This is a genomic window from Pseudorhodobacter turbinis (assembly GCF_005234135.1).
Lineage (GTDB): Bacteria > Pseudomonadota > Alphaproteobacteria > Rhodobacterales > Rhodobacteraceae > Pseudorhodobacter > Pseudorhodobacter turbinis.
Genome location: NZ_CP039965.1, coordinates 778,769 through 792,722 on the forward strand (window position 1 = coordinate 778,769; position 13,954 = coordinate 792,722).

Consider the following 13,954-nt stretch of genomic DNA (forward strand, 5'->3'; position numbering starts at 1 on the left):
GCGTCGAGAGGACCGCCAGGCTCCATCCACCGCAGAACCACGCGTTTCGCTTGGTCCAAGTTGTGCAGGTAACTCAAATCGCCGTTTTTTGTATTCGGGCAGGTTTATTAGCCACTTTGCAGCCTTTGGCCAGCCGTCGATACGAGGGGGCAGACCAAAAACTATACTACAAACACCGGTAAAACGTCATTAGTTACGTCTTTCGGTAATCGCCCCCTTTTTAACGGGGTGCATCTGTAGAACTTACGCGGCCATTTTCAGTTTCATAGCGGGTGTGATGCCGCCGATGCCCATGTTCGGGCGGTCGTTGTTATATGTCCAGAGCCATTGTGTGGCCTGATCCTGAGCCTCCTCGATGCTTTCGATGATGTATTGATCCAGCCATTCATGCCGAACCGTCCGGTTGTAGCGCTCGACATAGGCGTTCTGCTGGGGCTGTCCGGGTTGGATGTGCTGGATCGTAACACTATGTTTCTCAGCCCATTTTCTCAGTGTTTCGCTGATATATTCCGGCCCATTGTCGACCCTGATCGTGCCCGGTTTTCCGCGCCATTCGATAATGCGATCAAGGCTGCGGATGACCCGTTCGGCAGGGAGCGAGAAATCAACCTCGATCCCCAGCCCTTCGCGGTTGAAGTCGTCCAACACATTCAAAAGCCGAAAAGCCCTGCCGTCGCCGAGGCGATCCGCCATGAAGTCCATGGACCAGGTCACATTCGGTCTGTTCGGGACCGCCAGAACGTCAGGCTTCTCCCGTTTCAGCCGCTTGCGCGGCTTGATGCGCAGGTTCAGTTCCAGCTCACAGTAGATCCGGTAGACCCGCTTGTGGTTCCACGGATGCCCCTTCACGTTGCGCAAATGCAGGAAACACAGGCCAAATCCCCAAGTCTTGCGCGCATCCGTCAGCCCTGTCAGCAGATCGGCGATCACCTCGTTCTCGTCTTTCAGCTTCGGGCTGTAACGATAGCAGGTCTCGCTGACCTCGAAGGCCCGGCACGCCAGCGCGATGCTGACGCCCCGTCGCTCTACCGCCGTTTCGGCCATCTCGCGGCGCTGAGATGGCCCCGTTACTTTTTTCCGAGGGCTTCCTTCAATAAGTCCGCCTGCATGCTCAGATCTGCATACATCCGCTTCAGCCTGCGGTTCTCTTCCTCCATGGCTTTCATCTGGCTGACCATGGATGCATCCATGCCACCATACTTCGCACGCCATTTGTAAAACGACGCATTGCTCATGCCATGTTCACGGCAAAGCTCGGCCACCGGCACACCACCTTCGGCTTGGCGCAGGATCGCAAGGATCTGGGGTTCGCTATATCTGGTCATTTTCATTCAAAATCTCCTCGTTCATCTTGCCGAGAAAATTCTACTTCCGCAGCCCCTTACTTTCGGGGGGGATTACCCTTTCGACAGAGCGGGATGCGTCCCACCTCTAATGTTAAAATGGAGTCATTACGCCCGCTTCGCGCTGGCACCCTACCTGTATGTGGATGGTTCGTCTGGAAGTATCGAAGAGACACAGGCAATTCTTCAGCATTACGGCTGGCGCTCATTTTATTTAGACTTCTCTTCCAATCCTGCCGTATCTTCTTGGTTCGCATCGCACCAATATCAAAGCGACCAATCTATAGAGATGAGCGAAGATTGGCATGAGGACCCGATATGGCGAGTGCATCAAACGGCTGGCTATACGGAGTTTGTTGGTAATTGCCATCTTTATGCTGTCGATCCAAGTCGAGCCAAGAGTCAAAGCATACATGCGCACGACCTTTCGAGTATTTCGATTTCCGGCGCTCGTCCACGATTCCACGCTCAGGATGCCTGGCTGCTGGGTCCTGTTGCGGGTACACTACCTGAAGGCATAATAACGCACCACTTTATCGCTGACGCAAAGCTATTTAGAGAATATTCTGGTATTTCCTCCACGAACGATCTCTTTCCGCCACCTTCGCAGGACCCGATTCTTCGTGCTCTCATGTCCGTTCCATGGCGAAGGCTATGCACCAAAGATGAAGATGAGGGCTTGCCTGCTATTCCGGTTTTTCGACGATCGCTTGTCCTCACCCCAACGCAACACGGTATCAGCATTGCGCAATGGCCGATCGATCATGAGGCGAAGAAGTTTTTTCTGTCTCGGGAGTGGAGGGCAATGGGTTGAGATCAACTTTCAAAGCCATCGGTTGCGGTTTAGCGAACACGGGGAGATGTGGAAGTCGGCGGATTTCCTTTGCTCGTACTAAGTACAGGCTTGGCTGCTCAAATGCGAGAATCTCCAGAGAGATCCATAATTTCTTGCGTGGGCCAAGCCGAATGGGTGGAGGGAAGCGCTCTGGATATCTATCCTTGTTGCACCAAGCATTGATTGCACCGACGCTAATGCCCGTAACCTGGGATACCTCCTTAATGTCCCAGAGCGGTGCTTGAAGGTCACCCCAAAGCTTCTTGCGCTGAGTCGGGTCTAATCCCATCGAGGACCAGAGTTCGGACCACAACATTGAACGATTACTCGGAAGACCCCAGTGGGCGAAGAGTTCTCTTCGCTTGTCGCCCTTTACCCTGAGGTAATGTTCAATTTCTTCGATCGTTGCGATGCTGGAGTAGTGTTCTGTTACTGAAGATTTCATCATGATGAGAAACTCGGTGCGAAGTCTACGCATCGGAAATCATATCGCGCGAAAGTTTGATAAATTTTTGTGGGGTTTGTCGGTTGGGGGGCGTGAGGTTTGTATAAATGTCTGAAGGGACTACAGCACGTAATCGCAACCGTTTGTGGTGCTTGTTCGAGCCGAAGGCGCTTTTCCTGTAAGGGAAATTGCCCAAATGTTTCCCATACCCAGTGCCATTCAGTGCCTCTCAGTGCCACTTTGAGGGTTTTTTTGACCACATTGGAAAATTTCAAAAATTGGCTTTTTAGCCTTGTGTCACCCATGTTTACTTGGCTATACGCGTAAGTGGAGATGTGGCCGAGTGGTCGAAGGCGCTCCCCTGCTAAGGGAGTAGGCCCGGAAGGGTCTCGAGGGTTCGAATCCCTTCGTCTCCGCCACAATCCCCTGTAAGTGTTTGTTTTTAAATGAAAACCTATGGGTGGATTGTCTCTTTGCATGTTGCAATGCATGTCGCGGAATTGACTGGAATGCGCTGCTATTTGAGTGAGGCTCTTACGGAAACGTGAATCCTAATCTTGTGCTAAGATCGAAGTTGTCGCAAAGTTTCGTTGAATTTATTATGAACGGTTGAGCGATGAAAATTACAGGCCTTGATGCGATTATGAAGAAGACAGAGCAAATGTCGAAATTTGCCCGCGAAATCGACGGCGAATTGGCTAGTGTAAGTTTTGATCCAAGCGATCCCGCAAGCATCGAAGCCGCATTGCAAAAAATAAGCGATGCAATCGACGATAAAACACGATCTTATGAGCGAAACGACTGGATACAGAACCTTGCCGGACAACTCAAAGAACAAGCACGCAACAGCATTCTTGAAAAAGCAGCGGCGGCGCGGATTGGGAAATAGAATTTTATGACCGTAGCTTCCGCACTTGAAGACCTCAACAATGCAATTTTAGACATTCAGCAAGCAGACTATAACACGTACGGTCGACCAATACGAAAATTGGCGACAGCCTTGAGTGATCCAGACCTGCAAGTAATCAACGATGATCTTAAATCGAAAGTCGATTTTGACGCTTTCGTTGGCAATTCGTCCAAGGGCGGCATGGCTGGAAGCGGTCAACTCGACTGGCCCTTAGGGTAATCCCCCCCGAAAGTAAGGGGCTGCGGAAGTAGAATTTTCTCGGCAAGATGAACGAGGAGATTTTGAATGAAAATGACCAGATATAGCGAACCCCAGATCCTTGCGATCCTGCGCCAAGCCGAAGGTGGTGTGCCGGTGGCCGAGCTTTGCCGTGAACATGGCATGAGCAATGCGTCGTTTTACAAATGGCGTGCGAAGTATGGTGGCATGGATGCATCCATGGTCAGCCAGATGAAAGCCATGGAGGAAGAGAACCGCAGGCTGAAGCGGATGTATGCAGATCTGAGCATGCAGGCGGACTTATTGAAGGAAGCCCTCGGAAAAAAGTAACGGGGCCATCTCAGCGCCGCGAGATGGCCGAAACGGCGGTAGAGCGACGGGGCGTCAGCATCGCGCTGGCGTGCCGGGCCTTCGAGGTCAGCGAGACCTGCTATCGTTACAGCCCGAAGCTGAAAGACGAGAACGAGGTGATCGCCGATCTGCTGACAGGGCTGACGGATGCGCGCAAGACTTGGGGATTTGGCCTGTGTTTCCTGCATTTGCGCAACGTGAAGGGGCATCCGTGGAACCACAAGCGGGTCTACCGGATCTACTGTGAGCTGGAACTGAACCTGCGCATCAAGCCGCGCAAGCGGCTGAAACGGGAGAAGCCTGACGTTCTGGCGGTCCCGAACAGACCGAATGTGACCTGGTCCATGGACTTCATGGCGGATCGCCTCGGCGACGGCAGGGCTTTTCGGCTTTTGAATGTGTTGGACGACTTCAACCGCGAAGGGCTGGGGATCGAGGTTGATTTCTCGCTCCCTGCCGAACGGGTCATCCGCAGCCTTGATCGCATTATCGAATGGCGCGGAAAACCGGGCACGATCAGGGTCGACAATGGGCCGGAATATATCAGCGAAACACTGAGAAAATGGGCTGAGAAACATAGTGTTACGATCCAGCACATCCAACCCGGACAGCCCCAGCAGAACGCCTATGTCGAGCGCTACAACCGGACGGTTCGGCATGAATGGCTGGATCAATACATCATCGAAAGCATCGAGGAGGCTCAGGATCAGGCCACACAATGGCTCTGGACATATAACAACGACCGCCCGAACATGGGCATCGGCGGCATCACACCCGCTATGAAACTGAAAATGGCCGCGTAAGTTCTACAGATGCACCCCGTTAAAAAGGGGGCGATTACCCCCCCGACAACAAAACCATCTCAATCGACGCCACCTACCTCAAGGCACATCGTACGGCCTCCAGCCTGCGGTTAAAAAAGGGGGGCGAGGACGCCTGATCGGGTTGACCAAGGGCGGTATGAATACAAAGCTACATGCTGTCACAGACACCAGCGGACGACCAATCCGCCTCTTCATCACAGCAGGACAAGTCAGTGATTATACTGGTGCAGCCGCCTTGATGAATAGTCTGCCTGAGGCTGACTGGCTCCTCGCTGACAGAGGGTACGATGCTGATTGGTTCCGTGAAACCCTTGTCGACAAGGGCACAACGCCCTGCATCCCCGGTCGCAAGTCGCGCAAAAAGACCGTCAAGTACGACAAGCGCCGCTACAAACGACGTAACCGTATCGAGAGAATGTTCGGCAGGCTCAAGGATTGGCGACGCATCTCAACCCGCTACGACAGATCCCCAACCGTCTTCCTCTCTGCAATTGCTCTCGCAGCAGCCGTTATCTTTTGGTTATGAGATGCCGTAACGGGGCCTGCGTTGCACACTGCCTGTTACCGCTTGCAAGATCAGGGGCAATTTGTCGACCATCCCGTATTGGATCCACATGGAGGGCTACAGGATGAGACTGTTTGTTGGGTTGGATGTATCGCTGGCAAAGACCGCAATTTGCGTGATCAGCGAGCATGGCAAGATCGTGAAAGAAGCGCAGGTCGCCAGTGAACCTGAAGAATTGGTGCGTTGGGCCCGCGAACAGGACGGCACTATTGCCGCCATTGGGCTCGAGGCTGGCCCATTGTCTCAATGGTTACATCGCGCAATGAGCGTTGCAGGGCTTGAAGTCGTCCTGATGGAAACCCGCCAGGTAAAAGGCGCCCTGAAGGCGATGCCAATCAAGACGGACCGGCGGGATGCCGAGGGCATTGCGCGCCTGCTTCACCTTGGCTGGTTCCGGCCCGTTCACTGCAAATCCGTCTCGGCGCAAGAAGTTCGTGCCGTGCTCGGTGCCCGAAAGGCCATCCAGCAAGGTATGATCGCCCTAGAAATGTCTATGCGTGGGCTGTTGCGGAACTTTGGGTTGAAAGTTGGTGCTATCTCTCGGGGCAGGTATGAACACCGAATCCGCGAATTGGCGGACGGTAATTCGATGCTGGAGGCCGCGACAGGCCCTATGCTTCTGGCACGGGCATCCTTGCGAAAGGAGCTGGCGGGATTGGAACGCCTTGTCCGTCAGATGGCTCAGGATGACCCAGTCTGTCGTCGACTTATGTCGATGCCTGGAGTGGGAGCTGTTGTCGCGCTAACCTACAGATCAGCCGTCGATGATCCCACCCGGTTCACATCTTCCAAGAATGTTGGCCCGTGGGTCGGCATGACACCATCACGCAACCAGTCGGGCGAACGCGATGTCTCAGGCGGCATCACCAAGGCAGGTGATGTCAACCTGCGTCGCGCGCTATGTCAGGCTGCGACCGTGATGTTGCACCGCGGGCGTTCGACCTGGCTGAGAACATGGGCAGCGCAAGTCGCCCGCCGCAGAGGTGGTAAGCGCGCCATGGTCGCGTTAGCCCGGCGCATCGGGGTGATCCTGCACCGGATGTGGGTTGATGACACAGACTTTCGATCAGACACTGCCGTGCCCCATGCGGTCTAAAAAATTGCTTTTCCTGCCGTCACGCGCCTGACTGCAGGCCTTCGAGGTCCCCTAGGGACGTGGTTCCGATGATGCCGTGCTCCGGACTGTTGCCGACCAACATCGAGCACGCCTATGAGATGGGCACATCGGAATTGCATTTGAACCAGCATCATGTTGGTAGCCATCGCGCTGACCACGGACCGAAGCATGCACCCGGGGTGATCTCAAAAGAAGGCTGTGGCGAAAGCAGAACGGCTCAGAAAACAACTGTCATCAAATCCGCAACTATGCGGCCGGATGCGTATGTCAAAAAGCACTTGACTGAGACGTCCCCGTTACCGAAGTCCTGACCCTAGCTGACCTGTTCGTGCCGCAAGACCGAAATCACTGTGCCCGATGTAAAGTTGCGCTACAGCATGGCTTGCCGGATGACGCTTTGAACATTATAAATCTGACGTTGGCTTTCCGTTCTTAAGTTTCAGACCAGCACCTTACTTGCGCAGATGTAATTATTCGTTACGCGGGATGTAACGAATAATTACACTTGAGCAGACGATGCGAAGCATTTTACGTCGCCAAACTCAAATGGCTACTGCTCGTTTGATTTGTAGGTGCGAAATTGCGCGTCATAAGTAATCTTAGCCCTCCCCCCGCTACATAGTCGCGCTATTGCTGTGTTGTGAGCTTGGCGTGTCGGCGATCCGATCAAGGGCGGACAGGCCCGAATTCATCCGTGTCAGAACAAACAGTTGTGGTTGCGACCCTGCGCGATGCTTGCTCACCAGCCGAACCAGTCCGGCGCCTTCCAACATGCGGCGTGCGGCCCGTAGACGAGGCGTGGATATGTTAATCAAACCAGCTCGCCGCATGGCTTTAAAGTCCAAAGGAAACCGTTTTCCAGGGCTATGGCCGTGCTGATCCTCCAACAGCACCAACAGGGCGATAGCATCCACGCCATTAGCTTGGCCGCGCAGGGCGTCCAGGGCCAGCCGTTGAACAGGAAAGGCGCTGTCACGGCCACGATAGATGCCGTTTTTCAATCTGCAGTTCCAAGCCCATCCGGCAATGCCTGCCAATTCGCTATCGGGCATGGTTTCCGGCTCAGCACACCAATCGTCCCGGGTGCCTGCAAGGTTGGCTTGCAGTTCGTCGGCACTGTCAACATACTCGACCATTCGCATAGCTTCTCGGACAAGTTCATTATGGCGATATCCGAATAGGATCGGCGCGGCCTTAGAGCGTGCAGGGCCACGCAGGCCTAGCAGTGTATCGTTCCCCAGCAAACCTTTTACTGGCTCATAGACCCCCCCGTCGGAGCGTGTAGAGAGCGGCCCCACCACGTAACTGTGCGGCCCGGTCTTAAAATCAACGGGCAAGCCTTCCCGACGAAGGTTTGGCATTTCACCGCCTGCTAAATAGTAAAGGTGCCAACCGCGTGGGGTTTTGACGTGGATGGGACTAAAGGGACATTGAACAAAAAGACAACGAGATTGCCCGACTACGTAAAGCACTGGAGAATCTGCGCGCAGAGGATCCGCTTGAGGCATATTTGGCGAGGCTCGGAACGCGGCGTGTTGCTCGAACCGGTGCTACGGGAACGGCTCAAGGATCATCGGTTCGACCTTAATTCACGGTGCAGGACATGCCCGTGACCGTCGCGGTCGACACAAACGGCACATCAATTCACGAATCAGGCCCGTGCCAATGGGCGCGGGCCTGATTTTAGGGCTGTGTATTGAAGGGGGTTAGATGGTTCGACCGCCATCGACCTCCAGCACAACACCAGTGATGAAATCAGCATCACCCGAGGCAAGATACAGCGTCGCGTTGGCGATATCCCGTGCCTCGCACAGCCGACCCATTGGCACGGTCGCGATGAATTTCTTGCGGTTTTCAGGCGTGTCTTCCATGCCCATGAACTGCTCCAGAAGGCCCGTCGCGCCCATGACGGGGGCCACGCAATTGACGCGGATGTTGTCTGGTGCCAACTCTACTGCCAGCGATTTGGTCATCAAATTGACAGCGCCCTTGGACGAGTTGTACCACGTCAAGCCGGGGCGCGGACGGATACCGGCGACCGAACCGATATTGATCATCACACCGTTGCCCTGACTCCGCCACAGTGGGACGCAGGCCTTGGTCATGTGGAAAATCGACAGCACGTTGATGTCATAGATCTTGCGGAATGTCACCTCGTCCGTGTCCATCAACGGGCTGTTCTTGTTGGTCCAGCCCGCGTTGTTAACCACGATATCCAGCGCGCCGAACGCCTCGGTCGTCTGCTTGACCGCGGCTGCCACCTGCGCGCCGTCCGCCACGTCGCAGCCGATTGCGATGGCTGCGCCGCCCAGACTGGCCGCGACATCACGCGCGCCCTGCTCGTTCAAGTCTACGATGGCGACCTTTGCGCCCTCGGCCACGAATAGCTCGGCAATCCCCTTGCCAAAGCCCGAGGCCGCACCCGTCACGAGTGCTACTTTACCCTTAAGTTTCATAGTTCTACCTTAGTTGTGCTTATTGATGATCGTTTTGATCTGTGAAAACTCAAGCAGCGCCGCGAACCCTTTTTCGCGACCATGCCCGGATTTACGCACGCCCCCGAACGGCAGTTCGATCCCGCCGCCTGCACCGAAACCGTTGATATAGACCTGACCGCCACGCAGCTTTTTCGCAACGCGCTGCTGTCGCGCGCCATCATGGGTCCAGACGGATGCCATAAGGCCATATTCGGTGTCGTTGGCGATGCGGATCGCGTCAGCCTCATCCTTGAAGGTCATTGCACACAGGACAGGGCCGAACACTTCTTCCTGACCGATATTCGAGTGTGGATCGACCGGCCCGAACAACGCGGGAGCGACGTAATATCCGCCCTTGGGCGCGCCCTCGCGTACTGTGCCGCGCGCGATCAGCGGCGCATCGGCACCGTCGATATAGGCCTCGACCCGCTTTTTCTGTTTGGCTGAAATGACCGGACCCAATGCCGCCTCTTCCGCGATATCGGATGCTTCCAGCGCCTCAAACCGCTCTTTCAGGCCCGCGACAACCTTGTCGTAGACACCTTCCTGAATCAGGATGCGCGACCCGGCCGAGCATGTCTGGCCCGCATTGGCGATGATCCCGCCCACAAGAAATGGCAGCGCCGCATCGATATCGGCATCGTCGAATACGATTTGCGGGGATTTGCCGCCCAGTTCCAGCGTGCAGGGGATATAGTTTTTCGCCGCTGCGATCTGGATCATCTGGCCCACTTCGGGCGAGCCGGTGAAGGCGATGAAATCCACGCCGGGATGTTCGGACAGGGCCCGGCCCGCAACGTCACCACGACCCGTGACCACGTTGATCGCGCCATCGGGAAAGCCGACCTCACCCGCCAATTCGGCCAGACGCAGACAGGTCAGGCACGCATCCTCGGCCGGCTTCAAGACGGTGGAATTGCCCACAGCCAGCGCTGGTGCCAGCGCACGCGCAAACATCTGTGACGGGTAGTTCCACGGGATGATGCAGGCGATCACGCCATACGGCTCGCGCACGACCTGCACGTTGTAACCCATCATGAACGGGATCACCTCGCCGTGGACCTTGTCCGCGGCGCCGCCGTAGAATTCGAAATAACGCGCACAGGCAACCATATCGGCGCGCGCCTGTTTTAGCGGCTTGCCATTGTCGCGGGACTCCAGCTGGGCCAGCGGCTCGGCTTCTTCCAGAATGCGCAGGCTGAACCTCAGCATCAGACGCCCACGCTCGGCGGCGGTCAGTTGGCCCCAAGCACCTGTATCAAATGCTTCGCGCGCGGCCTTTACCGCCGCGTCCACATCTTCCGGCTGTGCCGCCGCGATTGTCGTGAACACCTCGCCATCCAAGGGCGAACGTACGTCCATTTCCTCGCCCGATGCGGCGGGCACCCATTTACCCGCGATCAGGTTCAGCGGTTTGGGCAGGCTAAGTTCGTTCGGCATCATGTCGTCTCCTTTTTGTCGTCAAGCGACCCTACTGCGACCGCGCCACGCTCGATCACAAAGGTCAGACTTGCAAATCCGCGCAACAGCGACGGGTTCGATTCAGTAATGATAAGTGTCACGTTCGGATCCGTATCTCGCAGGTCGCGCAGCGCATCGGCATAGCGTAGGGCCAATGCAGGGGCGAGGCCCTGAAAGGGTTCGTCCAACATGATCAATTTGGTGCCCAGCATCAGCGCACGTCCCAGAGCCACCATCTTGCCCTGCCCGCCTGAAACGTTCCCGGCGGGACGGTCTGCCATGACCTTAAGCTCAGGCAGAATGTGGTAGACACGGTCAATGCGCGATTGCGTTGTCTTGGCATCCAGTTTGGCCACTTGCGCGGGCAGCAGGATGTTTTCCTCGACCGTGAAGGCCGAGAACAGACGCCGGTCCTCGGGCGCATAGCCGATACCAAGCGCGGGACGTTTGGCCGGGGTCATGTCGGTGATGTTCTGCCCGTCAAACCGGATTTCGCCGGTGACATTGGTAAACCCCATGACCGAACGCAGCAGCGTCGTTTTGCCCGCGCCGTTGCGCCCGATCAGCGCGACGGTGCCAGAGGCAGGTACGGTGAAATCCAGACCACGCAGAATAGGAATTTTACCAATCGACGCATTGGCATTGTGAAAACTCAGCATCAGACAACCTCCCCGATCACATCACGGATCACATCGGGATGCTCCAGCACTTCGGCGGGCGACCCGCGCATTTCGATCTTGCCCATATTCCAGACGGCAACCTCGTCGGCGTATTTCTCGACGATGCCCATGTCATGTTCGACAAAGACGGCGGTGACTTTGGCCTCGGTCAAGGCTTTGACCAGGATTTCCATCACCTCGAACTTTTCCGAGCTGGCGACGCCTGATGTCGGCTCGTCCATCAACAGCAGCTTGGGCTTCAGCGCCAGCGCCACGGCGATGTCGATCAGCTTGCGCTGGCCTTCGGACAATTCATCCACTTGGCGATGGGCCACATCAGTGCAGTTGATCATGTCCAGAAGGTGCATCATCTCGGCCTTCTGACGCGTGTCTTTCAACGCTCGGATCGGGTTGCGCAGCTGGTCGCGCGCAGCGGCGGCGATCAGCAGGTTTTCCAACGCAGTATGCTCGGTGAACAACTGTGGGATCTGGAACGCACGCGCCACGCCGCGCCGCGTGATCTGACGCGGCGACAGGGGGGTCACGTCGCGGCCCTCGAAATAGACCTTGCCCTTGGAGGGTTTCAGCCAGCCGGTGCAAATGTTCAGAAAGGTCGTTTTGCCCGCCCCATTGGGACCGATGATGGCAAGGTTCTTGCCCGCGTCGATCTGCAACGAGATATTGTCGGCGGCCACAACCCCGCCAAAGCGGATCTCCAAGCCTTTGGTTTCAAGCAGATGGGTCATTCGCCATCCTCCTTCGTTCCGGCGATGCAGTCCATCAGACTGTTATAGATACCGGCGATACCGCCCGGCGCGAAAAGGATGATGATCAACAGGAAAGAGCCCAGTACCAACTGCCAAACATCCCCCGCAAAGGCCGAGGCATAGGTGCGTACGATTTCATAAATCGCGGCCCCTACCAAGGCCCCGGGAACCGATCCGGCCCCACCAAGGACGGCGATAAACACCATCTCGCCCGAGCGGATCCAATAGGCGTATTCCGGCGTCACAACACCCTGAACCAGCCCCATCAGAATACCACCTGTGCCGCACAGCATGGCAGACAGGACATACCCGCTCATCATCACGCGCTGAGGCGACATGCCCAGATATTGCAGACGTGTCTCGTTGGTCTTGAGTGTGCGGAACAACTGTCCGGCGGGTGACTCTAGCCAGCGCATTGAGAACCAGCCAAGGCCAATGGCCAGCGCCAGTGCAAGGTAGAACATGAACAGCTCATAGGCGCCGCGCTCCATCTCGATCCATAAGACCGTCGGGCGTGGCAGGCGCATACCGTCCGCGCCGCCAGTATAGTGATAGAATTTCTCCAAAATCGACCAGAAGATCATGGAAAACGCGAGGTTGAGCATCGCGAAAAAGATAAAGCGGTAGCGCGCCACGAACAGACCCACAAGGATGCCCGACAGAACCGCCGCCATGACACCCAGCAAGAAGACGACGATCAGATCGGCGCCGGGCATCAGCATCAGGGTAAATGCGCCACCATAGGCCGCGATCGCAAAGAACAGCGCATGGCCAAACGACACCTGACCGCTACGCAACAGGACGGTGACGCCCATGACGGCGATGCCCTTGGCCAGCGCCAGCGTCAGAAGCACTTGCAGCGATTGCGCCCCGAACGGAACCAGCGCCAGCAAGAGCAGCAAGATTACGGGGGTGATGATACGGATCGACATTATCTGCCCCCCCTCAAATCTTGCGTGCCGACGGGCTGCCAAACAGCCCTTCGGGGCGGACCAACAGCACGGCTACCATGATGAGATACGGCACCAGAACCTGCGTCTCGGGCCAGACATAGACCGCGAAAGACCGTCCAAGACCAATCATCAACGCGGTCAGCGCCGCGCCCTCGATCTGGCCCAGACCGGCGGTCGCGACCACCGCAAAACTAAGCACGATCATATCCGCGCCGATCCCCGGCAGAATGGATGTGGTCGGCGAAGCCAACGCGCCACCAAGGCCGGCAAGGCCCGCGCCCACGATGAAGGTCAAAAGAAACACCTTGTCAGCATCAATGCCAATCGCCTGCGCAGCTTCGCGGTCCTCGGTTGTGGCCAGGATCAGCTTGCCCGCCACCGTGCGGCGCAGGAAATAGCGCAGCCCGAACAGCAGGGTAATCGCGACAATGGGCAGCAGGATCAGCTGATAAACTGTGTAGTTGACCGAAAACACCTTCACATTCCCCATCAGTTGCAGCGCGGCCGATTGGAATATCGGTTGCGTGCCCCAGATAAGGCGCTGAACGTCTTCGAGGATCATGAAGATCGCGAAGGTAACCAGCAGCTGTAGCACTTCGGGTTTGTGATAAATTCGCCTGAGCAGCAGCCACTCTAACGGGCCGCCCAATACAACGCCGATCAAGATGGACGAGACCAGCATGCAGGGAAAGGCAAAGACCGGCGGCAATCCGGCCGCCAGAACAAAGGTGGTCAGCGAGGCCGTCAAATAGGCGCCCATGGCATAAAGCGAGCCATGCGCGACGTTGAGAATACGCATAACACCGAAGATCAGCGTCAAGCCGACGGCGACAATAAAGACGAGCGCCGCGTAGGCAATACCGTCGAACAAAGCGAGCAGAAACAAGGTCAGGTTCATTGGGGTCCACACTGTTTGGGCGGCGTTTGAAAGGCAGCGATCAGGCGAACACAGCCAGAAAATCATATCGAAGGCAGGGTGACAAACGGGGCCTTCGCCAGTCGAAGGCCCCGTTTGTCACCTGTATCCG

Annotated in this window: 13 protein-coding genes, 1 tRNA gene and 2 pseudogenes; 8 read left to right on the top strand and 8 right to left on the bottom strand. The window is 56.3% G+C overall.

What is annotated here, in order from left to right:
- Positions 1 to 243: 243 nt before the first annotated feature.
- A protein-coding gene (locus EOK75_RS16185; protein ID WP_137192138.1) for an IS3 family transposase occupies positions 244 to 1,331 on the bottom strand; the annotation gives its coding sequence in 2 pieces (ribosomal slippage) (positions 244 to 1,070 and positions 1,070 to 1,331; 1,089 coding nt in all).
- 103 nt (positions 1,332 to 1,434) lie between these two features.
- Between EOK75_RS16185 and EOK75_RS16190 the strand changes: the two genes are divergently transcribed.
- From EOK75_RS16190 to EOK75_RS16225, 7 genes and pseudogenes are all read left to right on the top strand, one after another.
- Positions 1,435 to 2,157, top strand: coding sequence for an FRG domain-containing protein (locus tag EOK75_RS16190; protein ID WP_137195087.1), 723 nt, complete (start codon positions 1,435 to 1,437; stop codon positions 2,155 to 2,157).
- A 795-nt stretch (positions 2,158 to 2,952) separates the two neighbouring features.
- A tRNA-Ser gene (locus EOK75_RS16200) sits at positions 2,953 to 3,042 on the top strand.
- Between the two features lie 197 nt (positions 3,043 to 3,239).
- Positions 3,240 to 3,512, top strand: coding sequence for a hypothetical protein (locus EOK75_RS16205; RefSeq protein WP_137195089.1), 273 nt, complete (start codon positions 3,240 to 3,242; stop codon positions 3,510 to 3,512).
- Positions 3,513 to 3,518: 6 nt separating this feature from the next.
- On the top strand, positions 3,519 to 3,752 hold the full coding sequence (locus EOK75_RS16210; RefSeq protein ID WP_137195090.1) for a hypothetical protein: 234 nt from the start codon (positions 3,519 to 3,521) through the stop codon (positions 3,750 to 3,752).
- 66 nt (positions 3,753 to 3,818) lie between these two features.
- Positions 3,819 to 4,906, top strand: a protein-coding gene (locus EOK75_RS16215) for an IS3 family transposase (protein WP_137192138.1) whose coding sequence is annotated in 2 segments (ribosomal slippage) — positions 3,819 to 4,080 and positions 4,080 to 4,906 — 1,089 coding nt in all. Because the reading frame shifts where the segments join, the coding sequence is not laid out codon by codon here.
- Between the two features lie 44 nt (positions 4,907 to 4,950).
- Positions 4,951 to 5,453: pseudogene (locus EOK75_RS16220) on the top strand (IS5 family transposase); the annotation flags it as partial.
- A 103-nt stretch (positions 5,454 to 5,556) separates the two neighbouring features.
- Positions 5,557 to 6,588: an IS110 family RNA-guided transposase gene (locus tag EOK75_RS16225; RefSeq protein ID WP_137192047.1), complete on the top strand. Its 1,032-nt coding sequence runs from the start codon at positions 5,557 to 5,559 to the stop codon at positions 6,586 to 6,588.
- A 635-nt stretch (positions 6,589 to 7,223) separates the two neighbouring features.
- Here the strand turns inward: EOK75_RS16225 and EOK75_RS16230 are convergent.
- Positions 7,224 to 7,745, bottom strand: coding sequence for a hypothetical protein (locus tag EOK75_RS16230; RefSeq protein ID WP_137195091.1), 522 nt, complete (start codon positions 7,743 to 7,745; stop codon positions 7,224 to 7,226).
- Between the two features lie 452 nt (positions 7,746 to 8,197).
- Here EOK75_RS16230 and EOK75_RS21685 point away from each other — a divergent pair.
- Positions 8,198 to 8,290 (top strand): annotated as a pseudogene (locus EOK75_RS21685) (hydrolase); the annotation flags it as partial.
- 25 nt (positions 8,291 to 8,315) lie between these two features.
- Here the strand turns inward: EOK75_RS21685 and EOK75_RS16235 are convergent.
- The 6 genes from EOK75_RS16235 to EOK75_RS16260 are packed head-to-tail and all read right to left on the bottom strand — an operon-like array spanning position 8,316 to position 13,824.
- The gene (locus tag EOK75_RS16235) at positions 8,316 to 9,065 is read right to left on the bottom strand and encodes an SDR family oxidoreductase (RefSeq protein ID WP_137195092.1); all 750 of its coding nucleotides are present in this window, start codon (positions 9,063 to 9,065) and stop codon (positions 8,316 to 8,318) included.
- Between the two features lie 9 nt (positions 9,066 to 9,074).
- Positions 9,075 to 10,526, bottom strand: a complete 1,452-nt coding sequence (locus tag EOK75_RS16240; protein WP_137195093.1) for an aldehyde dehydrogenase family protein — start codon at positions 10,524 to 10,526, stop codon at positions 9,075 to 9,077.
- Positions 10,526 to 11,206 (bottom strand): ABC transporter ATP-binding protein, encoded by a 681-nt coding sequence (locus EOK75_RS16245; protein ID WP_137195094.1) that lies wholly within the window; start codon positions 11,204 to 11,206, stop codon positions 10,526 to 10,528. The genes EOK75_RS16240 and EOK75_RS16245 overlap by 1 nt, the downstream gene beginning before the upstream one ends.
- Entirely contained in the window at positions 11,206 to 11,952 is a 747-nt protein-coding gene (locus tag EOK75_RS16250) for an ABC transporter ATP-binding protein (protein ID WP_137195095.1), read from the bottom strand. The genes EOK75_RS16245 and EOK75_RS16250 overlap by 1 nt, the downstream gene beginning before the upstream one ends.
- Complete coding sequence (locus tag EOK75_RS16255) at positions 11,949 to 12,905, bottom strand: branched-chain amino acid ABC transporter permease (protein ID WP_137195096.1); 957 nt, start codon at positions 12,903 to 12,905, stop codon at positions 11,949 to 11,951. Before EOK75_RS16255 ends, EOK75_RS16250 begins: the two co-directional genes overlap by 4 nt.
- Before the next feature lie 13 nt (positions 12,906 to 12,918).
- Positions 12,919 to 13,824: a branched-chain amino acid ABC transporter permease gene (locus EOK75_RS16260; protein WP_137195097.1), complete on the bottom strand. Its 906-nt coding sequence runs from the start codon at positions 13,822 to 13,824 to the stop codon at positions 12,919 to 12,921.
- Between the last annotated feature and the right edge of the window lie 130 nt (positions 13,825 to 13,954).